The following is a 20,585-nucleotide window of genomic DNA, read 5'->3' on the forward strand; positions in this document are numbered from 1 at the left end:
AGCCGTATCGAGCGGCCGCTATCGCAAGTTCCCATGTCGATCTAGAAGCCAGAGCGAAATGCGTGCGGAATAGCCGCATGCACCCTTCCTCTTCCCCGCTTTGGCGCTACCCTGAGGCAAATGCCCCGGGGCTCGAAAATGTCGCCACGGCAACTGGATTGATTCCAACCCGCGCCGGGCGATCTTGATGGTCAAGTGCCTGGAGAGCGTGCATGTTGCGAAAGTGGCGTCTGCCGGCGATCGTCGGCATTTCCATCTCCCTACTCATGTCGACACCGGCAGCGGCGCAGGATGCGCAAATGCCGGCGGTGACTGTCGCCAAGCCGGTGGTGCGCGACGTCATCGATGCCGATGAATTCATCGGCCGCTTTGCAGCCGTGGACGAGGTTTCGATCCGTTCGCGCGTCGGCGGTTATCTCGATCAGGTGTTCTTTACCGATGGGGCGCTGGTGAAGAAGGGCGACAAGCTCTTCGTTATCGACCAGCGACCGTTCCGCCTGGCTCTTTCCCAGGCGGAGGCGTCGCTTGCCTCGGCACAGTCGACGCTCAGCTTCGCCGAAGCGCAGTTCAAGCGGACCGAATCGCTCGCCGGTACGGGCACGCTCTCCGTTTCCAGGCTAGACGACGATCGTCGCGCGCTGCTTGCCGCGCAGGCCAATATGCGCGGCGCACAGGCGGCCGTCGATCGGGCCAGGCTTGATCTCGAATACACCACGATCACCGCGCCGCTCAGTGGCCGCGTCGACCGGCGATGGATTTCGCCCGGTAACCTCGTCCAGGCGGACGAGACTGTGTTGACGACGATCGTCTCGCTCGATCCGATCGATTTCTATTTCGATGTCGACGAGCGGCGGCTGCTTTCCTATGCGCGCACGGCGCGTGAACGCGGCAGCGCGCTGCAGGAGGGCGCAGGAGCGCTCTCGGTGCTGGTGACGATTGCCGACGCCACGGAACCACCCTTCGAAGGCAAGCTCGACTTTTCCGAGAACCGGGTCGACAATCAGACGGGCACGATGCGTTTGCGTGCCCGCTTCGAGAATCCCAATTTCATTCTGCAGCCGGGCCTGTTCGGGCGCGTCGAGGTCGAAGGTTCCAACACCTATCAGGCGATCCTCGTTCCCGACGAGGCCATCGCCGCCGACCAGAACGAACGCGTCGTCTATGTGGTCGGCGAAGACGGAAGCGTCGCCACAAAGGCGGTGCGCCTCGGGCCGCGGCTACATGGTTACCGGGTTATCCGCAGCGGCCTGACGGGCGACGAGACGATCATCGTCAACGGGATCATGCGTGCGCGGCCGGGCGTCAAGGTGAAGCCGGAACTCGTCGTGCTGCCGCAGGAGGCAGCGCACTCGGCGGAGAATGCCCAATGAGATTTGCGCACTTCTTCGTCGACCGGCCGATCTTCGCTTCGGTGCTGTCGATCGTGCTCCTGATCGTCGGCGGCATCGCCTATTTCCAGCTGCCGGTGGCGCAATATCCGGAAATCGCCCCGCCCACCATCGTCGTCAGGGCCTCCTATCCGGGAGCGGATGCGGAGACCGTTGCCAACACCGTCGCGACCCCGCTCGAACAGGAGATCAACGGCGTCGAGAACATGCTCTACATGTCCTCCTACTCGACCGCCGACGGGTCGATGTCGCTGACGATTACCTTCAAGCTCGGCACGGACCTCGATCAGGCGCAGGTGCTGGTGCAGAACCGCGTCTCGATCGCCGAGCCGCGCTTGCCGGAAGACGTCAGGCGCATCGGCGTCACCACCACCAAGAGCTCGCCGGACCTGATGATGGTCGTTCACCTGCTCTCGCCGAACGACCGCTACGACCAGCTCTATGTCTCCAACTATGCCCGCTCGCGCATTCGCGACCTGCTCGTTCGGCTCGACGGCGTCGGCGACGTCCTCCTCTTCGGCGAACGCGAATATGCGCTTCGGGTCTGGCTCGATCCGCAGAAACTCTCGGCCTACGGCATGACGTCCGGCGATGTCGTCGAGGCGCTGCGCCAGCAGAACGTCCAGGTCTCCGGCGGCTCGATCGGTGGTCCGCCGATGTCGGGCGACAGTGCCTTTCAATACACCGTCACCACCGACGGCCGCTTCAGTGACGCCCGGCAATTCCGTTATGTGATCGTCAAGGCGACCGAGGATGGCAGGCTCGTGCAGTTGCAGGACGTCGCTCGCGTCGAGCTAGGCGCGCGCGAATATGTGACCAACAGCTATCTGAACGGCAGCCCGGCCGTCGCCCTCGGCATCTTCTCGCGTCCCGGCACCAATGCGCTTGCGGCGGCGGACGCGATCCAGGCAACGATGGCCGACCTTTCCCGGGATTTTCCGGAAGGCCTCGAATACAGGATCATCTACAACCCCACCGAGTTCATCTCGGAGTCGATCGACGAGGTCTACTTGACGATCGGCGAGGCGGTGATCCTCGTCGCGCTGGTGGTCATCGTCTTCCTCCAGTCCTGGCGCACCGCGATCATTCCGATCGTCGCCATTCCGGTCTCGCTGATCGGCACATTCGCCCTGCTCTTCGCCTTCGGCTTCTCGCTCAACATGCTGACCCTCTTCGGCCTGGTGCTGGCGATCGGCATCGTGGTCGACGATGCGATCGTCGTCGTCGAGAATGTCGAGCGCAATCTGGCGCGCGGCATGACGCCGCGAGAGGCGGCGCATGTGACCATGGACGAGGTCGGCGCGGCGGTAATCGCCATCTCGCTCGTCCTGACCGCAGTCTTCGTGCCGACCGCCTTCATCCCGGGTATTGCCGGTCAATTCTACCTGCAGTTCGCCGTGACGATCGCGGTCGCGACGGTGATCTCCGCCATCAACTCGCTGACCTTGTCGCCGGCGCTTGCGGCCATCCTGTTGCGCCCGCATGACAACCACGAGCACGAAGGCCGCAATCCGGTGACCCGCTTCGGCCGAGCACTGGCGAATGGCTTCAACAACGGCTTCGACCGGATGGCCGACGGCTATGGCTGGGTGGTGCGCCGCCTTGTCCAGACGCGGCTGGCGCTGGCCGCGGCGCTGCTTGTCTTCGTCGCCCTGCTCGGGGCCACCTGGTACATGGCGCAGATCGTGCCGCGCGGCTTCATTCCGACGATGGACCAGGGCTACGCGATCGTCGTCATCCAACTCCCCGACGGCGCCGCGCTCGAGCGGACCGATGCCGTCGTCCAGCGTGCGTCGGCAATGATCCGCGAGGTCCCGGGGGTGAGGGACGCCGTCGCCTTCGCCGGCTTCAACGGGGCCACCTTCACCAATGCCTCGAATTCGGGCGTTATCTTCACGCCCTTCGACAGTTTCGAGGAGCGGCTGGAAGACGGCCAAAGCGCCACGCAGATCATCGGCCAGATGTTCGGCGCGATGCAGAGCATTCAGGAGGCCTTCATCATCGCCGTGCCGCCGCCGTCGGTGCGCGGCATCGGCAATTCGGGCGGCTTCAAGATGCAGATCATGGATCGCCAGAGCGCCGACATGCGCCGCGCGCTCGGGCTCGCCCACCAGATGATGGGAGCGGCCAACCAGACCGAAGGACTGGTGGGCGTCTTCACCACCTTCTCGGCCTCGAGCCCGCAATTCTTCCTGGCGATCGACCGCGACAAGGCGCGGGCATTGAACGTCCCTATCCCCAACATCTTCGAGACGCTGTCGATCAATCTCGGGACGTCCTACGTCAACGATTTCAACGCGTTCGGCCGCGTCTACCAGGTCCGTGCGCAAGCCGACCAGCAATATCGCGTGGAACGCGACGACATCCTTGCGCTGAAGGTGCGGTCCGCATCGGGCGCGCTGGTGCCGCTCGGAACACTCGTCGAGATCCGCGACACGAGCGGACCTGCGCTCGTGCAGCGCTACAATATGTATGTCTCCGTGCCTCTTCAGGGCAATCCGGCGCCCGGTGTCTCGACCGGCACGGCGCTCGACAAGATGGAGGCGCTTGCCGGGCAGATGCTGCCGCAGGGCACGACCTTCGAGTGGACCGAGCTTGCCTTGCAGGAGCGCCAGACCGGCAATACTGCCGTGTTCATCTTCGCGCTGTCGGTGATCTTCGTGTTCCTGGCGCTTGCCGCCCAATATGAGAGCTGGGTGCTGCCGCTGGCGATCATTCTGATCGTGCCGCTTGCCGTTCTCGCCGCCCTTCTCGGCGTTTCACTGCGGGGAATGGACAACAATGTCCTGACGCAGATCGGCCTCATCGTGCTGATCGGCCTTGCCGCGAAGAATGCGATCCTGATCGTCGAATTCGCCCGCCAGGGCGAGGACGAGGGCAAGTCGCCGATCGAAGCGGCGATCGAGGCAAGCCGGCTGCGGCTGCGTCCTATCCTGATGACCGCCTTCGCATTCATCCTCGGCGTCGTTCCCCTGGTGATCGCGACCGGTCCCGGCGCCGAAATGCGTCAGTCGCTAGGCACGGCGGTGTTCTCCGGCATGCTGGGCGTCACTTTCCTCGGCCTCTTCCTGACCCCGGTCTTCTACGTGACGCTGCGTTCGTTCCGCCGCAAGCGTGCGCCAGTGCCGGAGGCAGCGGGAGCGCCGGCGGAGTAATGCGAGCCCGGCCGCAAGGACGCGCCCGGCCGCAATGACACGATTGTGAGCGGCTGGCTGCCATTTGTATGTGGACGGGGTCGCGGGCTTGCAGGATTCTCACTGGCCGATCCTGGGAAGTCGGCAGGGGATGCGGGCGGAAATCCGCACGTATTTTCCTCATCCCGCTCCAAGAACGTATGAGAGGTGAAGGATGCTGCTGCGGTACCTTGCCTACGCCCTCGTCGCCATCTGGTTCGTCCATACGCTTTGGCCGGAGCCGGCCCATGCGCAGGACGCGTCCGCCCCGATCAGCCAGTGCCAGGCGATCGCCGAAGCCACGCCGGCGGCGACCTTCGCCAGCTTCGACGCGCCTGAGATCGCGCCTGTCGCAGCAGCCGCCGATGGCGAGGTCACCATCACCTATCTCGGCCACTCGACTTTCCTGATCGAAACGCCGGGCGGCATTTCGATCGCCACCGACTACAATGGCTGGTTCCGGGCGGCGGCGCCGCCGACCGTCGTGACGATGAACAAGGCCCATTCGACCCATTACACGCTGACGCCGGACCCGGCGATCCGTTACGTGCTGCACGGGTGGGGCGATGACGGCGAGGCGGCCGACCACGACATCGTCGTCGGCGACACCTATATCCGCAACGTGACGACCGACATTCGTTCGGGTTTCGAGGGCATGGAACCCGACGGCAATTCGATCTTCATCTTCGAGGTCGCGGGGCTCTGCATCGGCCATCTCGGCCACCTGCATCACGAGCTCGACGACAGCCATTACCGGCAGATCGGCCGGCTCGACGTGCTGATGGTGCCGGTCGACGGAGGCCTGACGATGGGCGCGGAAAGCATGAGCCGCGTTACGTCGCGGCTGCGTGCCGCGCTGATCCTGCCGATGCACCGGCGCGGGCCGCCGATCGGCGATTTTCTGGCGATGTTCGGCGACGGCTACGACAAGAGCTTCGCCACCGGACCGAGCGTCAGGGTTTCCCTGCGCACGCTTCCGAGCAAACCGCTGATCTATGTCTTGCTGGGTGTTTGACGAATGACCTCGGCACCGGGAGCTAGTTAGCACCGGGTCTTTACTTTGGCCCTCTCGAAATGACGGTGCCCCTGCTGGACGGGAAGCGGCAATGAAACTATAAGGCGCCCGATCCCAACATTGCATGCAGAGGGCGCCATGGCTGGCCATTCACAGTTCAAGAACATCATGCACCGCAAGGGCCGTCAGGACGCGGTGCGCTCCAAAATGTTTTCCAAGCTGGCGCGCGAAATCACCGTCGCGGCGAAAACCGGCCTGCCAGACCCGGGCATGAACCCCCGCCTGCGCCTGGCGATCCAGAACGCCAAGGCGCAGTCGATGCCGAAGGACAACATCGAGCGCGCCGTCAAGAAGGCCGCCGGCGGCGATGCCGAGAACTACGAGGAAGTCCGCTACGAGGGCTATGGCCCGGGCGGCGTTGCCGTCATCGTCGAGGCGCTGACCGACAACCGCAACCGCACCGCCTCCAATGTCCGCTCGACTTTCACAAAGGCAGGCGGCGCACTCGGTGAAACAGGGTCGGTCTCCTTCTCCTTCGATCGCGTCGGCGAAATCACCTACACGCTGTCCGCGGGTGACGCCGACAAGGTGATGGAAGCCGCGATCGAGGCAGGTGCCGAGGATGTGTCGACGGACGAGGAAGGCCACACGATCATCTGCGGTTTCGAGGATATCGGCGACGTTTCGAAGGCGCTTGAGGGCGTGCTCGGCGAAGCCGAGACCGTCAAGGCGATCTGGAGGCCGCAGAACACGGTGCCGGTCGACGAGGAAAAGGCACAGTCGCTGATGAAGCTCATCGACAATCTCGAAGACGACGACGACGTCCAGAACGTCTATTCGAACTTCGAAGTTTCCGACGAGGTCCTGGCCAAGCTGTCGGCCTGACGCGACATTTCTGCAAGGCCATAGACCCGCATCGCGTGAAGCGATGAGGGTCTTTCGTTTTCAGCCGGCTGCGGCAAGAGACCGTTGTGCCTCGGCGAACAATTCCAGCGAATGCAGCCGCTTATCCATGTCGAAGATCGGCATGGATATGATCAGTTCGTCGGCCTTGGTGACATCGACGAAAGCGGTGATCTTGCGACGGATGGTTTCGGGACCGCCGACCACCGCATAGCTCATGGCGTGGTCGACGAAGATCTTTTCATCCCGGCTCCACAGCTCGTCCATCGATTGGACGGGTGGCGGGAAGCGGCCGCGCGCATTGCGGCGAAGCGCCACGAAGGACTGCTGCATCGACGTGAAGAGAAAATTCGCCTCCTCGTCCGTGTCGGCGGCGACGCCCATGACGCCGACCATGACATGCGGCTTGTCGAGTTGCGGCGACGACGTGAAGCGCTCGCGATAGATTTCCAGCGCCGAGAGCAGCATGTCCGGTGCGAAATGCGAGGCGAAGGCAAAGGGGAGCCCGAGTATGCCGGCGAGATGGGCGCTGAAATGGCTGGAGCCGAGCAGCCAGAGGGGCACGTTCGAATCGGCCCCTGGCACGGCGATGATCTTCTGGTCTTCGCTGACCGGGCCGAGCAGCGCCTGCAGCTCCACGACATCGTTCGGGAAATTGTTGGAGCTCGCTTCCATATTACGCCGGAGCGCCTGCGCGGTCCGCATGTCGGTTCCGGGAGCGCGGCCGAGGCCGAGATCGATGCGGCCCGGATAAAGCGCCGCGAGCGTGCCGAATTGCTCGGCAATGACGAGCGGCGAATGGTTGGGAAGCATGATACCGCCGGAGCCGACCCGAATGGTTTTTGTCGCCGACGCCACATGCGAAATGACGATCGACGTCGCGGCGCTGGCAATTCCCTTCATGCCGTGATGCTCGGCCAGCCAAAAGCGCTTGAGGCCACTCTCTTCGGCCGCGATGGCCAGCCGGCGCGAGTTTTCCAGCGACTGGGCGACGCTGCCGCCTTCCGTAATCGGCGACAGGTCGAGAATGGAGAAGGGGATCATGGCGAATGCCTTTGGTTAAAAGAAATTGATCGTCCGCGAATGTAGGTTCAAGTTTCCTAAGTCCAAGGGCGGCCAGGCCGTTTTCACTGCCGCGCTGGCCAATCCTGTGTAATGTTTTTGTTTTGTTCACTTTTTGCTGGCAGCGTCCGGTCGACCGACATAGGGTGAGACATGCAGAGTACGATTCGCATCATCGGCATCGATCCGGGGTTGAGACGCACCGGTTGGGGAATTATCGAGAGGCTTGGCAATTCGTTGCGGTTCGTTGCCTCGGGCACCGTGACCTCGGACGGCGAGATGGACCTCGCCTCGCGCCTTTGCCAGTTGCACGACGGCCTTGCCGAGGTCATGCACAGCTACCAGCCGCACGAGGCGGCGGTGGAGCAGACCTTCGTCAACAAGGATGCGACCGCGACGCTGAAGCTCGGCCAGGCGCGCGGCATCGCCATGCTGGTCCCGGCCCGCGCGGGCTTGAGGGTCGCCGAATATGCGCCGAACGCCGTCAAGAAGGCCGTGATCGGCGTCGGCCATGGCGAGAAGCAGCAGATCCACATGATGCTGAAGGTGCTGATGCCCAAGGCCGAGTTCAAGGGCAATGACGCGGCCGACGCGCTGGCGATTGCCATCTGCCACGCGCATAACAGGCAGGCGGTGACCAGCCGCCTCGCGGCACTTGCCGGGTAGTGTGGCTGACGGAATGTCTGTAGACGCTAGCGCTTTGGAACCAGCCAGAAAGACGGAAGCCAGATGATCGGCAAGCTCAAGGGCACCATCGACGAGATCGGCGAAGACTATGTCGTCCTCGACGTCCATGGCGTCGGATATGTAGCTTATTGCTCGGCGCGCACCCTCGCCAAGCTTGGTTCGGCCGGCGAGGCCGCCGTGCTCTTCATCGAGACCTATGTCCGCGAAGACCAGTTGAGGCTTTTCGGCTTCCTGTCGGCGCTTGAGCGCGAATGGTTCCGCCTGCTGCAGACCGTCCAGGGGGTGGGCTCCAAGGTGGCCCTGGCGCTGCTTTCCACGCTGACGCCCGGCGAACTCGCCAATGCCATCGCGCTGCAGGACAAGACGTCGGTGGCGCGCGCTCCCGGCGTCGGGCCGAAGGTGGCGGTTCGGATCGTCACGGAACTGAAGAACAAGGCTCCGGCCTTTGCCGGCGAGATGTCCGCGTCGATCGCGCTCAAGCAGGAACTGGGCGAGGGGGTCGCCTCCGCGCCGGTCTCGGATGCGGTTTCGGCCTTGACCAATCTCGGTTATTCGCGCGACCAGGCGGCGAACGCCGTGGCTGCGGCGTTGAAGAATGGCGGCGAGGGGGGTGACAGTGCCAAGCTCATCCGCCTTGGGCTGAAGGAACTGGCGCGGTGACGCAACCCATTCTGCAGCCACAATGGCATCGGAGTGAGGGGTCGTGACGCGATCGCACTGGATTGGCGGGAGCGCTCGCACTATGGTTGGGGTGCGCATAGCGGCATTGAGCGGCAGCGCGATCCACCCCGCAACGGAAGTTTGAGATGACTGAAGCCGCACGCCTGATTGCGCCGGAGAAGCGGGGCGAGGACCTCGATGTGACGCTGCGCCCGCAGTCGCTCGACGAGTTTACCGGCCAGGCGGAGGCCCGCGCCAACCTCAAGATCTTCATCGAGGCGGCGCGCAACCGCGGCGAGGCGCTCGATCACGTGCTCTTCGTCGGCCCGCCCGGGCTCGGCAAGACGACGCTGGCGCAGATCATGGCGAAGGAACTCGGCGTCAATTTCCGCTCGACGTCGGGGCCGGTCATCGCCAAGGCCGGCGATCTCGCGGCGCTGCTTACCAATCTCGAAGAGCGCGACGTCCTGTTCATCGATGAAATCCACCGGTTGAACCCGGCGGTCGAAGAAATCCTCTATCCGGCGATGGAGGATTTCCAGCTCGACCTGATCATCGGCGAGGGGCCGGCGGCCCGTTCGGTGAAGATCGATCTTGCGAAATTCACGCTGGTGGCGGCGACGACGCGCCTCGGCCTGCTGACGACGCCGCTGCGCGACCGCTTCGGTATTCCGGTGCGGCTCAATTTCTACACGGTCGAGGAGCTGGAACTGATCGTCCGCCGCGGCGCGCGGCTGATGGGCCTCGGCATGACCGACGAAGGGGCGCGCGAAATCGCCCGCCGCGCCCGCGGCACGCCGCGCATCGCCGGTCGCCTGTTGCGACGGGTTCGCGACTTTGCCGAGGTGGCGCGTGCCGAGGCAGTGACCCGGCAGATCGCCGACGAGGCGCTCACCCGGCTCCTGGTCGACAGCATGGGACTCGACCAGCTCGACCGCCGCTATCTGACGATGATCGCCCACAATTTCGGCGGCGGGCCGGTCGGCATCGAGACGATCGCGGCGGGGCTTTCGGAACCGCGCGATGCGATCGAAGACATCATCGAGCCCTATCTGATCCAGCAAGGCTTCATCCAGCGCACGCCGCGCGGCCGCGTCCTGACCGCCAATGCCTGGAAACATCTGGGACTCAATCCGCCGAAGGACGTCGAGGCGGCACAGTTTCGCCTGACGCTCGAGGACGACTGAGATGATCACCCGCCGCGGCTTCATGCAAGTCATTGGCGGTGGATTTGCCAGCGCCGTGGCGCTTGGCGGTTATGCCTTTGCCGTCGAGCCGCTCGCGCGCCTGCGGATCGCGCACTACAGCCTGACGCCGCCCGGCTGGACGCCGGGCCTTAAGCTGCGCGTCGTTGCGATCGCCGACCTGCATGCCTGCGAGCCCTGGATGTCGGCACGGCGGATTGCTTCCATCTGCACTCGCGCCAACGAGTTGGGCGGCGACGTCACGGTTCTGCTCGGCGACTATGCCTCGGGCATGAATCTGGTGACGCGCTACGTCCATTCCAGCGAGTGGTCGAAGGCACTGTCGGCGCTCGAAGCTCCGCTCGGCGTCCATGCGGTCATGGGCAATCACGATTGGTGGGAGGACAGGACCGCCCAGAAGAATGGCGGCGGCGAGACCTTCGGCCACCGCGCATTGGTGGAGGTCGGCATCTCGGTCTACAGCAACCGCGCCATCCGGTTGGAGAAGGATGGTTTGGGCTTCTGGATCGCCGGGCTCGAAGACCAGCTCGCACTGCTGCCGGGCAAGAAATGGAAGCGCAGCGCCATGGGCGGGCTCGATGATCTCGATGGCACGTTGGCGCAGGTGACGGACGAGGCTCCCATCATCCTGCTGGCGCACGAGCCCGATATTTTCCCGAAGGTACCGGCGCGGGTTTCCCTGACGCTCTCCGGCCACACGCATGGCGGGCAGGTGCGTTTTATCGGCCATTCGCCGGTCGTGCCTTCGCGCTTCGGCGACCGCTATGCCTATGGCCACATCGTCGAGGAAGAGCGCAATCTTATCGTTTCCGGTGGGCTCGGCTGCTCCATTGCACCCATCCGCTTCGGGGTGCCGCCGGAGATTGTCGTGGTCGATCTCGGATAGATTTGCGGGGCGGAGCACATGTGGACCTTGCCCAACCCGCACTAGATCTTCCCCACTAACTCCCTGATCGTCGCCTCCAGCCGACCGGAGCCGCCAGGCAGCCAGCCGAGCGCGCGCAGCTTGTCGGTCGACATCACCTTGAAGTCATTTGTCTCCACCGCCGGCGGCAGAGGATGCGGACAGCCGGTTGCCGCCTGAAGAAGCGAGAGAATCTCACGGTTGCCGGTCAGCACGTCCGATACGTTGAAGACTTGGCCGGAGACTTTTGCCGGGTCGGCTTCGAGCATCAGGCGTACGGCCTCGGCGACATCATCGCCATGCACTTCCGTGCCGATGCGCGACGGAATAACCCTGCCGGCAAGATAGTCGGCGAACAATCCGGCCCACTTGTGTTTCCGGCCGGGGCCTGCCGGTCCATAAACGCCGGTGACGCGCAGGCTGGCGGTTACGAAGTCTTGGGTGGTGAGCGACCTCAGGACGTCTTCGGCCGCGACCTTCACCACGCCATAGAGCGTGTGGGGCTCGGCGGGCGTAGTTTCGTCGAGGACCGTCTGCGCCGTTTCACCATAGACGGCGCGGCTCGACAAAAAGACGCAGCGACGCACGCCGGCGCTGCGGGCCTCTTCGAATAGGCGGACCGACCCCTCGAGATTGGCACGCCGAAAACCTTCCGGGTCAGCGCCTTCGCCGCCGCGATACTTGCCCTCGACATGCTCGAAGGCGGCGTGGACGAAATGGTAGACACTATCGAAGACGGCGACCTGATCGGCGTCCGGATCGAGCCGAAGCGGCACGTAGGAGACTGGCCGTGAGAAGAAGCCCTCCGGCGGTTGAGAGCGGCCACCGACAGTGATCTTGTAGCCGTTTGCAAGCAGGTGCTCGACGATGAAACGGCCGACGAAACCGGTGCCGCCGGACACGAGGACGCGGGTCATGAGGCGCCAGCGCCGGGTCGCGCCGGGTTCTCGAGCTTGGTGATATCGGGAATGTTCTCGCCCGTCAGGTAGGCATGCCAGAGCTCGATCAGCGGACGCAGCACGTCCGCGCGCGGATGGTCCTTCTCCCACGGCTTCTCATACTGATAGTGCAGCACGCCGATCGACCGCCAATCCCATAGCGCTGGCAGGTTGAACCAGACATATTGCAGCATGTTCATCGTCGCCGGCAGGCCGTGCCAGTCGGGAAAGAAGCTCTGCAGGAAGGTTTGGTCGGTGCGCGGCCAGAAGGCACCCGGTGCGTCCAGTGCCGCAAGCATGTTCTCGTAAGTCGCAAGCGAGGGCTTTGCGACGAAAACGCCGGAATTCAGCCGGTGGAAATCGGTGAGGCTCTCGTAGACGTTCGGCGCGGCGGAAAACTCCGGGTAGAGGAAAAGCTTGTCGATATTGCGCAGCACGATCGCGTCGGCATCGATGAAGACGCAGCGCTCGTATTCGACCAGCTGCCAGAGGCGGAGCTTGCAGAAGTTGTCGAGCGGCGAGTGGAAGTCGGGCTTGCGGCCCTTGGTGAAGGGCGCCTTCTCGTGAACGTTGCGCCGCTGATGCCGGGCGTTGAATTCGTCCGAGAGCGGCAGCAGCTCCGTTTCAATCAGGCGACAGTCGAATTCGGTGAGCGGCTCGAGCGCGGCGGTGTCCACCCCGCCGGTGTAGAGCACGACGATATCCGCCGGCGTCCGCGTCAGACGGATCGACCGTATCAAGGCGCGCGCGCCGAGCGCATAGTCGGCATTGGTGACGAGCGTCACGAAGGCGTGCTGTGCGGCGGCCGGGGCAGAGGGCATGGGGCCGTCCGGATGGGGCGTCTCAGCGCTCATGAGACGGATTTCAGCCGCTTGCCCTCCGGATCGTGGTTGATCAGGGGAGCGATGTCCTTCGTCCAGGCGGAAACGGCTGGCACGCGCGAACGGTCGACGCGATAGGCGAATTTCTTCGCCACGTCGACGATCTCCGAAAGCAAGCCGTCTTGGAGCCGAATCGGATCAAGCCCGAGGCCCAGGAACTTCTCGTTTTGCACGACGAGATCGTTTTCGGCCGCTTCCTTGCGCGGGTTGGGCAGCCAGGCGATTTCGGAGCCGCTGATGCTGGAAATCATCTCGGCCAGGTCGCGGACGCGGTGCGTCTCGGTCATCTGGTTGAAAATCTCGACGCGGCTGCCGCGCGCCGGGGGATTTTCAAGGGCGAGCTCGATGCAGCGGACCGAATCCTGGATGTGAATGAAGGCGCGGGTCTGGCCGCCGCTGCCGTGAACTGTCAGCGGATAGCCGATCGCCGCCTGGATCAGGAAGCGGTTGAGGACCGTGCCGTAATCGCCGTCGTAATCGAAGCGGTTGATGAGCTGCGCATGCCGCCGCGTCTGCTCCGTATGCGTGCCCCAGACGATGCCCTGGTGTAGATCCGTGATACGAAGCCCGTCATTCTTCGCGTAGAACTGGAAGAGCAGCTGATCGAGGCACTTGGTCATGTGGTAGATCGACCCCGGATTGGACGGGTAGAGGATCTCCTGGCTGACCGTCTCGCCGGCCATCGTCTCGATCCCGACCGGCAGATAGCCCTCCGGAATGGCAGCGCCGATCGTCGAATAGCCATAGACGCCCATGGTGCCGAGATGCACGAGATGGGCGTCGAGGTCGAGCTCGACCAGCGCATTCAAGAGGTTGTGGGTGGCGTTGACGTTGTTGTTGACCGTGTAGTTCTTGTGGCGGTCGCTCTTCATCGAATAGGGCGCAGCGCGCTGCTCGGCAAAGTGCACGATCGCGTCGGGGCGATGTTCGGCAAGCCACTTCTTCAGAAGTTCGTAATCGCGGGCGAGGTCGATCAGGTTGAAATGGATGCGCCGGCCGGTCTCCGCATGCCAGATGCGGGTGCGCTCCTGGATGGAGTCCATCGGCGTCAAGGATTGCACGCCGAGCTCGGTGTCGATCCAGCGGCGAGAGAGATTGTCGAGAATGTGGACGTCATGGCCCGCGTCGGACAAATGCAACGCGGTGGGCCAGCCGACAAAACCGTCGCCGCCGAGGATTGCGATCTTCATGCGCGATTCTCCTGATCGGGAAGAGGACAGGGCACCTGATAGGATAGGATTGTGACAAAGCTGCAATGCTTGCAAATGTCTTTTCGTTCCTGCACAGGAAAAGCAAAGATCCTCCCGGAGAATGCCATGTCACTGATTTCACTTGCCGGCGAGCTGACCGAGACGGGCCACCGTTTGATCCAGCGGGTCTATTACGAGGACACCGATTTCTCCGGCGTCGTCTACCACGCCCGCTACCTGCATTTCATGGAACGGGCGCGGACCGACTATCTTCGGTTGCTCGGCGTGGAACAGGCGTCACTCGCCGTCGAGGGCGATGCGGAAGGCTTGGTCTTCGTCGTTCACCGGATGGAGATCGATTTCAAGTCGCCGGCGCGCATGGACGACATCCTGTCGATCGAGACGACCACCGAGAAGGCCGGCGGCGCCAAAATGGTGCTGCAGCAGGAGATCCGCCGCGCCGGCGCGCTGTTGATCGCGGCCAAGGTGATCATCGCGGTGATCAACGGCCAGGGCCGCCCGCGCCGGTTGCCGGAGGCGCTGGCGGCGAAGTTCCTGGCGGCGCAAGGAGCCGCTGCCTGAGTTGCCCTAGCTGATTGTCGAATTCAGCATTTTCTTCGTCAGCGACTGCTTGATCTCGCCGATCTCGCGCCAGGGATCGGTGCCGGCCTCGATGCGCTCGATGATGTCGGCGATGTGGAAGGTATTGGCGGCGTCGAGGGCTTCGAGCTCGTCCCAGCTGACCGGAGTGGCGACGGGTTCGCCTGCGCGGGCGCGGGTGGAGTAGGGGGCGATCGCGGTGGCGCCGCGGTCGTTCCTCAGCCAGTCGATGAAGATCCGCCCCTCGCGCTTTGCCTTGGACATGGTGGCGACGAAATGCTCGGGGTCGCGCTCGGCGAAAGTCTGCGCAAGCCTCTTGGCGAAGCCCTTCGCCTCGTCCCATTCGGCGTGCGGACGAAGCGGCACGATGACGTGGACGCCCTTGCCGCCGGTCACCATGGCAACCGTCTTGAGGCCGATCTCGGCAAGTTCGTCGCGGAGCGTGGTGGCGGCTGCCTTCACTGTGGCGAAGTCGACGCTCGGATCGGGATCGAGGTCGAAGACCAGGCGATCGGGTTTTTCCAGGCGGTCGATCGTTGCACCCCAGATGTGAAACTCGAGCGTGCCCATCTGCACGGCGGCGACGAGACCCTTGGCGTCGTGGACATACATGTAGTTTTCGGTCTCGCCCGATGATTCCGTGATCGGCACTTCCCGGATCGCCTCCGGGAAGCCCTCGTTTGCATGCTTCTGGAAGAAACATTGCCGCTGCCCGCCCTGGGGGCAACGCACCAGCGAAACGGGATGGTCTGCGGCGAAGGGCAGCATCCGCTCCGCGACGACGGCATAGTAGCGGGCGAGATCGATCTTGGTGATGCCCTGACCCTCGAAAAGGATCCGGTCGGGGTGCGAGATGTGGACGCCGAGGACATCGGCATCGCCCTTGGTGGGCGACGCCGTACGGGTCTTGGCTGAGGATTTGCCCTTCGCGGCCCCCGGCTCGGCGTCTGTCGGTTTCGCTGTTTCCAGTTTCACGGTCTTGGCCTCCCTGTCCTCGCGCAATCCCTCGAACGAGCCGTGGCGGATATGTCCGTCAGCGGTGAACTCTGCGAAGTCCACCTCAGCGACGAGGTCGGGCTTCAGCCAGACGGCATCTCGGCTCCTTTCGCGCGGCACTTGATCGAAGGGCGATGTCGGACGTTGGCGCTTCGCAAAGGCCGCGGCAAGCTCCTCCATCACCTTTTCGCCGAAGCCGGTGCCGACGCCGCCCCGATAGATCAGCTTGCCGCCCTCGAAGGTGCCGAGAAGAAGCGAGGCGAAGGCGCGCCCTTTCTTGGTCGAGGGGGTGTAGCCGCCGATGACGAATTCCTGGCGTTTCGTGCATTTCACCTTCAGCCAGCTTCGCGTGCGGCCGCTGCGGTAGGGGGCCTTCGCCTCCTTGGCGATGATGCCTTCGTGGCCGGCCTTGCATATTGCCGCCAGGATGTGCTCGCCATTGCCGCGGACATGCTCGCTGTACTGGATGGTCGCCGTGGTGCCGAGCGAGTCGAGCAGCGCCGCCAGCTTCTCTTTCCTTTCGACGAGCGGCCGGCGGCTGAGGTCCTTGTCATCGAGTTCGATCAGGTCGAAGGCGTAGAAACGCATGCTCGCACCGGTTCTCAAGGCCTTCTGCAGGGCGGAGAAATTCGACCCTTGGTCCGCCAGCGCCACCACCTCGCCGTCGATCAGCGCGGAGTCGCAGTCGAGTTCCGCAAGGGCGGCGGCAATCGCCGGGAACTTCTCGGTCCAATCGAGACCGTTGCGCGTATAGCAGCGGGCGATCCCGCCGCCGACGGCGGCTATCAGGCGGTAGCCGTCGAACTTCGCTTCGTTCAGCCAGTCGTCGCCAGCGGGCGCTTTCGTGACCAGGGTGGCAAGCTGCGGCGGCCGGAAGGCGGGTGGTTTGACGGAGGATTTTCGCGCCCGGCGCTTGCTCCGACCTTCGTCTTGCGAAACTGCGCCGGCCTTGAGATTGGCGGCCGTGTTTTTGTTCGAATGCCAGACGCGTGCTCGCTTCTCGCCGCGGCCCTCGGCGATCTCGTCCATCGTTCGGCCGGTCCGCGCGCTGACCACATGTTGCTTTATGAGACTCTCGCCGTCCTCCGACGCGACATCGTCGTCCTGCTTGACCAAGAGCCAGCTTTCCCGCTTTTCGCCGTCCCGCGGGCGCATACGCACCAGCGCCCAGCCACCCTTCATGCGGCTGCCGTGCAGGCGGAAGGCGAGCTTGCCTTTTTTCAGGCCCTTCTCGGGATCGTCTTCCGGTTCCCACCAGCCGGTATCCCAAAGCATCACCGTGCCGCCGCCATACTCGCCTTCCGGGATCGTCCCCTCGAAGTCGCCATAGGCCAGGGGGTGATCCTCGGTGCGGATGGCAAGACGCTTGTCCTCCGGGTTGAGGCTCGGTCCGCGGGTGACCGCCCAGCTCTTCAGGACACCCTCCCATTCAAGGCGGAAATCGTAGTGCAGCCGGGTCGCGTCGTGCTTCTGGACGAGAAAGCGCTTCTGGCCGGGATGCGTCCGGGCAACCGCGCCTTTCGGTTCGCGGGTCTTCGAAAAATCGCGGCGCCGATTGTATTCGGAAAGCGGTTCACTGCGCGCGGCCATCGATCATCCTCACGCCGATTTTCGCCGACTGCGGCGCGAAGACGATGGCGCCTTTGCCTTCTTCGGTTCGTTGCCTTCGAGGCTTTTCTTCAGGGCAGCCATCAAGTCGACGACATTGTCGCCGCGCCGTTCAGGCCGGTCGCCTTCGTCGACCTCGACACGGGCCGACTTGCCCTCCATCTTGCGCTTCACGAGCTCCCGCAGTGCCGACGCGTAATTGTCCTTGAAGGCGTCGGCATCGCAGGGCGCGGTCTTGCGCTCGAGCAGCGCGGCGGCGACCTCCAGCAGTTCCTTGTCCGCTTTCCGAAATTCGTCGGGATAGCGCAGCGTCTCCAGGAGCAGGCCGTCGCCGCACGGCTTTACGGCGACGAGGTATTCGCGGCCGCGGAGCGTCAGTTGCCCGGTGCCGGTCTTGTTCGAAGTCCTAAGTGCATCTCGGACGACGCGGTAGGCGTCCTCCGCCAGCTCGTCCGCCGGTACGAGGTAATAAGGCTTGTCGAAATACAGCGGGGGGATCTCGCCGACGTCGACGAAGTGAACAAGTTCCAGCGTCTTCTTCGTCTCGAGCTTGATCGCATCGACCTCTTCGGGGTCGAGCAGGACGTAGCGGGCCCCTGATCGGGTGGCGCTGAAAAGCTCGACCGGAATTGAGACCAGCGAAAGACGAAGCTGCCCTTTCCACATTGCGCGAGCCGCCATGGGCAACCTCACTCAAAGGCCATGTATGCGCGGCAGAGGTCTGCCGGGCAGCATTCTTGGCTTTCCGTTCTAGGAGTCCTCATGGACCGGAAACGTGCGAGCTTTGGCGAAGTTCCGCGCCGCACGCGCCGGCAAGGCATTGGTCCGGTAACACTCCCTTAACGATAATAGTGTCTTTATCTGTGTATCAGGATTTGTGCAGTGCACGTCATCCTTTGACCAAAATTGACGGCAAGAAGGCAGGCTGAAGCGCGTAGATCGCAATTGCCGCGAACGGCGGCGATGCCGGGGCATTTTGCAGCAGGACGTTTGGGCGACCCGGTCATGAGCATGAGTTGCTCTTGCCGGGTGTTTGGATTCGGGGACTGAGATCGATGGAACAGGTTGGATTGGCCGCGACGAGCGATGTGACCCTCTGGTCGCTGTTCATGCAAGCAGGCTTGGTCGTCAAGCTGGTCATGCTGGGGCTGATTGCAGCTTCGGTATGGACCTGGGCGATCGTGGTCGACAAGTCGCTCAATTACGGGCGCGTTCGCCGGCAGCTGGATAATTTCGAGCAGGTCTTCTGGTCCGGACAATCGCTCGAGGAGCTCTATCGCACCCTCTCCGATCGGCAGACGACCGGCATGGGCGCGATCTTCGTCTCGGCGATGCGCGAGTGGAAGAAGAGCTTCGAACGCGGCGCCCGCTCGCCGATCGGCCTGCAGATGCGCATCGACCGGGCCATGGACGTGACGCTTGCCCGCGAATCCGAATCTCTCGAGGCGCGGCTCGGCTCGCTCGCGACGATCGGTTCGGCGGCCCCCTTCATCGGCCTGTTCGGTACCGTCGTCGGTATCATGACCTCGTTCCAGGCGATCGCCGGCTCGAAATCGACCAACCTCGCCGTCGTCGCCCCCGGTATCGCCGAGGCGCTGCTGGCGACCGCCATCGGCCTGCTTGCCGCTATCCCTGCCGTTATCGCCTACAACAAGTTCACCGCCGACGCCGGCAAGCTCAGCGCTCGCATGGAAGCCTTCGCCGACGAGTTCTCCGCCATCCTGTCGCGGCAGATCGACGAGAAGCTGCAGCCTTCTTCGCGCCAGGCCGCGCAATAACGACCTTCGAGCACGGAGACGACGCTGATGGGTATGGCAGTAGGCGGAGCCAAGGGGTCGGGCGGCGGACGCCGCCGACGTAGAGGCAGGAACGGCACGATCAGCGAAATCAACGTCACGCCGCTGGTCGACGTCATGCTGGTGCTGCTGATCATCTTCATGGTGGCCGCACCGATGATGACCGTGGGCGTGCCCATCGACTTGCCGGAAACGCAGGCGAAGGCGATGAACGCCGACACCCAGCCGATCACCGTATCGGTCAATCCGGCTGGCGAGATCTTCCTGCAGGAGACGCCGATCGGCATCGACGAGGTCGTTCCGAAGCTCGAGGCGATTGCCACGACGGGCTACAACGAGCGCATCTACGTGCGCGGAGACACCAATGCCGACTACGGCACGGTGATGAAGGTCATGGCGCGCGTCTCGGCCGCCGGCTTCAAGAATCTCGGGCTCGTAACGCTTCAAGAACAGGAAAAGTGATCTCCTGAGATGAAGGGCAGTCTTGCTACATCTGCTGTCCTCCACGCCCTGGTTCTGACCTGGGCGCTGGTGTCGCTTGGCAGCCCGGCCGAATTCCAGGTCGCGGACGTCGAGGCGCTGCCGGTCGACATCGTGCCGGTCGAATCGATCACCCAGATCCAGCAGGGCGACAAGAAGGCACCGGCCAAGGAAAAGGCGTCGCCTGTCCCGACCAAGAAGCCGACGCCCGTCGAGAACGCCGAGAACGTCGGCGACAACGACGTCGACCTGAAGACGCCGCCGACGCCCAACAGCAAGCCCGTCCCGAACGAATCTGCGGCTGCTCCGGAAAAGACCGAGAAGGCGCCACCCACGCCGGATCCGGTCAAGGAAGAAATCGAGAAGGTCGAAGAACCCGAGCCTGCCTCGGAGCCGGCGACCGAAGTCGCGGCGCTGCCAGAGCCGAAGCAGGAAGTGAAGCCCGAACCGACGCCGGAACCGGCACCGGCCGAGGAACAGCCGACCGAAAGTCCCGAGGCCGAGGCGTTGCCTGAAAAGGTGCCGACACCGCAGGTCAGGCCGAAGGTGGAAAAGCCGGCGCAGACGGCCAAGACGCCGGAGCGCAAGAAGGAAGAGACCAAGAAGGAGCAGAAGAAGGCGTCCTCCCAGAAGGAGAGCGACTTCAACGCGGACGAGATCGCGGCGCTGCTCAACAAACAGGACTCCTCCGGCGGCGGCGCGAAGCGCTCAACCGAAGAGGCAGCGCTCGGCGGCAAGAAGACCACCAGCGGCAACACGCTCTCGCAGAGCGAGATGGACGCGCTGCGCGGTCAGATCCAGAACAACTGGTCGATCATTCCCGGCATGGCCGATGCGGCGGATGTCCGCATCAAGGTGACCTTCCAGCTCGATCCCAACGGCGAGTTGATCGGTGAGCCGGAAGTAGAAGCGACAGGCGGCTCGGACGCGGCACGTCGGGCGCTTGCCAGTGGTGCGCGACGCGCCGTTCTGAAGTCCGCGCCGTTCAAGGGATTGCCCTCCGACAAGTACGATTCGTGGAGCGAGGTGGTCGTCAACTTCGACCCGAGCTCAATGCTCTAGACAGGCTGGGGAGTGATGTGGCGGAAAACCGCGCACA

The 20,585-nt window shown here is 63.8% G+C and carries 18 protein-coding genes; 12 read left to right on the plus strand and 6 right to left on the minus strand.

Annotated features, from left to right (window positions below):
* The first annotated feature begins 212 nt into the window (after positions 1-212).
* The 4 genes from CO676_RS14920 to CO676_RS14935 all read left to right on the plus strand — a co-directional run bounded on the left by CO676_RS14920 (position 213) and on the right by CO676_RS14935 (position 6,461).
* Positions 213-1,370, plus strand: coding sequence for an efflux RND transporter periplasmic adaptor subunit (locus tag CO676_RS14920; RefSeq protein WP_014765859.1), 1,158 nt, complete (start codon positions 213-215; stop codon positions 1,368-1,370).
* Positions 1,367-4,543: a multidrug efflux RND transporter permease subunit gene (locus CO676_RS14925; RefSeq protein ID WP_097521634.1), complete on the plus strand. Its 3,177-nt coding sequence runs from the start codon at positions 1,367-1,369 to the stop codon at positions 4,541-4,543. Before CO676_RS14920 ends, CO676_RS14925 begins: the two co-directional genes overlap by 4 nt.
* A 193-nt stretch (positions 4,544-4,736) precedes the next feature.
* Positions 4,737-5,576, plus strand: coding sequence for an MBL fold metallo-hydrolase (locus tag CO676_RS14930; RefSeq protein ID WP_014765857.1), 840 nt, complete (start codon positions 4,737-4,739; stop codon positions 5,574-5,576).
* A gap of 138 nt (positions 5,577-5,714) precedes the next feature.
* Positions 5,715-6,461, plus strand: a complete 747-nt coding sequence (locus CO676_RS14935; RefSeq protein ID WP_014765856.1) for a YebC/PmpR family DNA-binding transcriptional regulator — start codon at positions 5,715-5,717, stop codon at positions 6,459-6,461.
* Between the two features lie 60 nt (positions 6,462-6,521).
* Here the strand turns inward: CO676_RS14935 and CO676_RS14940 are convergent, their stop codons facing one another.
* Complete coding sequence (locus CO676_RS14940) at positions 6,522-7,523, minus strand: LLM class flavin-dependent oxidoreductase (RefSeq protein WP_097521635.1); 1,002 nt, start codon at positions 7,521-7,523, stop codon at positions 6,522-6,524.
* Between the two features lie 171 nt (positions 7,524-7,694).
* Between CO676_RS14940 and ruvC the strand changes: the two genes are divergently transcribed.
* From ruvC to CO676_RS14960, 4 genes are all read left to right on the plus strand, one after another.
* Positions 7,695-8,207 (plus strand): crossover junction endodeoxyribonuclease RuvC, encoded by a 513-nt coding sequence (gene ruvC, locus CO676_RS14945; RefSeq protein WP_097521636.1) that lies wholly within the window; start codon positions 7,695-7,697, stop codon positions 8,205-8,207.
* Positions 8,208-8,270: 63 nt separating this feature from the next.
* Complete coding sequence (gene ruvA / locus CO676_RS14950) at positions 8,271-8,888, plus strand: Holliday junction branch migration protein RuvA (RefSeq protein ID WP_014765853.1); 618 nt, start codon at positions 8,271-8,273, stop codon at positions 8,886-8,888.
* A 146-nt stretch (positions 8,889-9,034) separates the two neighbouring features.
* Positions 9,035-10,075 (plus strand): Holliday junction branch migration DNA helicase RuvB, encoded by a 1,041-nt coding sequence (ruvB, locus tag CO676_RS14955; RefSeq protein ID WP_097521637.1) that lies wholly within the window; start codon positions 9,035-9,037, stop codon positions 10,073-10,075.
* Between the two features lies 1 nt (position 10,076).
* Positions 10,077-10,979 (plus strand): metallophosphoesterase, encoded by a 903-nt coding sequence (locus CO676_RS14960; RefSeq protein ID WP_097521638.1) that lies wholly within the window; start codon positions 10,077-10,079, stop codon positions 10,977-10,979.
* Positions 10,980-11,020: 41 nt separating this feature from the next.
* Here CO676_RS14960 and CO676_RS14965 read toward each other — a convergent pair whose 3' ends face one another.
* From CO676_RS14965 to CO676_RS14975, 3 genes are read right to left on the minus strand one after another with little or no spacing between them, the layout of a single operon-like run.
* Positions 11,021-11,914: an SDR family oxidoreductase gene (locus CO676_RS14965; RefSeq protein ID WP_097521639.1), complete on the minus strand. Its 894-nt coding sequence runs from the start codon at positions 11,912-11,914 to the stop codon at positions 11,021-11,023.
* Positions 11,911-12,789, minus strand: a complete 879-nt coding sequence (locus CO676_RS14970) for a glycosyltransferase (protein WP_097521640.1) — start codon at positions 12,787-12,789, stop codon at positions 11,911-11,913. Before CO676_RS14970 ends, CO676_RS14965 begins: the two co-directional genes overlap by 4 nt.
* Positions 12,786-14,006 (minus strand): NAD-dependent epimerase/dehydratase family protein, encoded by a 1,221-nt coding sequence (locus CO676_RS14975; RefSeq protein WP_014765848.1) that lies wholly within the window; start codon positions 14,004-14,006, stop codon positions 12,786-12,788. The genes CO676_RS14970 and CO676_RS14975 overlap by 4 nt, the downstream gene beginning before the upstream one ends.
* 126 nt (positions 14,007-14,132) lie before the next feature.
* On the opposite strand from CO676_RS14975, the gene ybgC reads away from it, so the two are divergent.
* On the plus strand, positions 14,133-14,588 hold the full coding sequence (gene ybgC / locus CO676_RS14980) for a tol-pal system-associated acyl-CoA thioesterase (protein ID WP_014765847.1): 456 nt from the start codon (positions 14,133-14,135) through the stop codon (positions 14,586-14,588).
* A gap of 6 nt (positions 14,589-14,594) precedes the next feature.
* Here ybgC and ligD read toward each other — a convergent pair whose 3' ends face one another.
* Positions 14,595-17,192: a DNA ligase D gene (gene ligD / locus CO676_RS14985; RefSeq protein WP_097521641.1), complete on the minus strand. Its 2,598-nt coding sequence runs from the start codon at positions 17,190-17,192 to the stop codon at positions 14,595-14,597.
* A 9-nt stretch (positions 17,193-17,201) separates the two neighbouring features.
* Positions 17,202-17,891 (minus strand): Ku protein, encoded by a 690-nt coding sequence (locus CO676_RS14990; protein WP_097521642.1) that lies wholly within the window; start codon positions 17,889-17,891, stop codon positions 17,202-17,204.
* 374 nt (positions 17,892-18,265) lie between these two features.
* Between CO676_RS14990 and tolQ the strand changes: the two genes are divergently transcribed.
* The 3 genes from tolQ to CO676_RS15005 are packed head-to-tail and all read left to right on the plus strand — an operon-like array spanning position 18,266 to position 20,548.
* Positions 18,266-18,988 carry a protein TolQ gene (gene tolQ, locus CO676_RS14995; RefSeq protein WP_014765843.1) on the plus strand — a complete coding sequence of 241 codons (723 nt, stop codon included), beginning with the start codon at positions 18,266-18,268 and terminating at the stop codon, positions 18,986-18,988.
* Between the two features lie 27 nt (positions 18,989-19,015).
* Positions 19,016-19,468 carry a protein TolR gene (tolR, locus tag CO676_RS15000; RefSeq protein ID WP_014765842.1) on the plus strand — a complete coding sequence of 151 codons (453 nt, stop codon included), beginning with the start codon at positions 19,016-19,018 and terminating at the stop codon, positions 19,466-19,468.
* Between the two features lie 9 nt (positions 19,469-19,477).
* Positions 19,478-20,548 (plus strand): hypothetical protein, encoded by a 1,071-nt coding sequence (locus CO676_RS15005; RefSeq protein ID WP_014765841.1) that lies wholly within the window; start codon positions 19,478-19,480, stop codon positions 20,546-20,548.
* The last annotated feature ends 37 nt before the right edge of the window (positions 20,549-20,585 follow it).

Origin of the sequence: Sinorhizobium sp. BJ1 (genome assembly GCF_002531555.1) — a bacterium.
Lineage (GTDB): Bacteria > Pseudomonadota > Alphaproteobacteria > Rhizobiales > Rhizobiaceae > Sinorhizobium > Sinorhizobium fredii_B.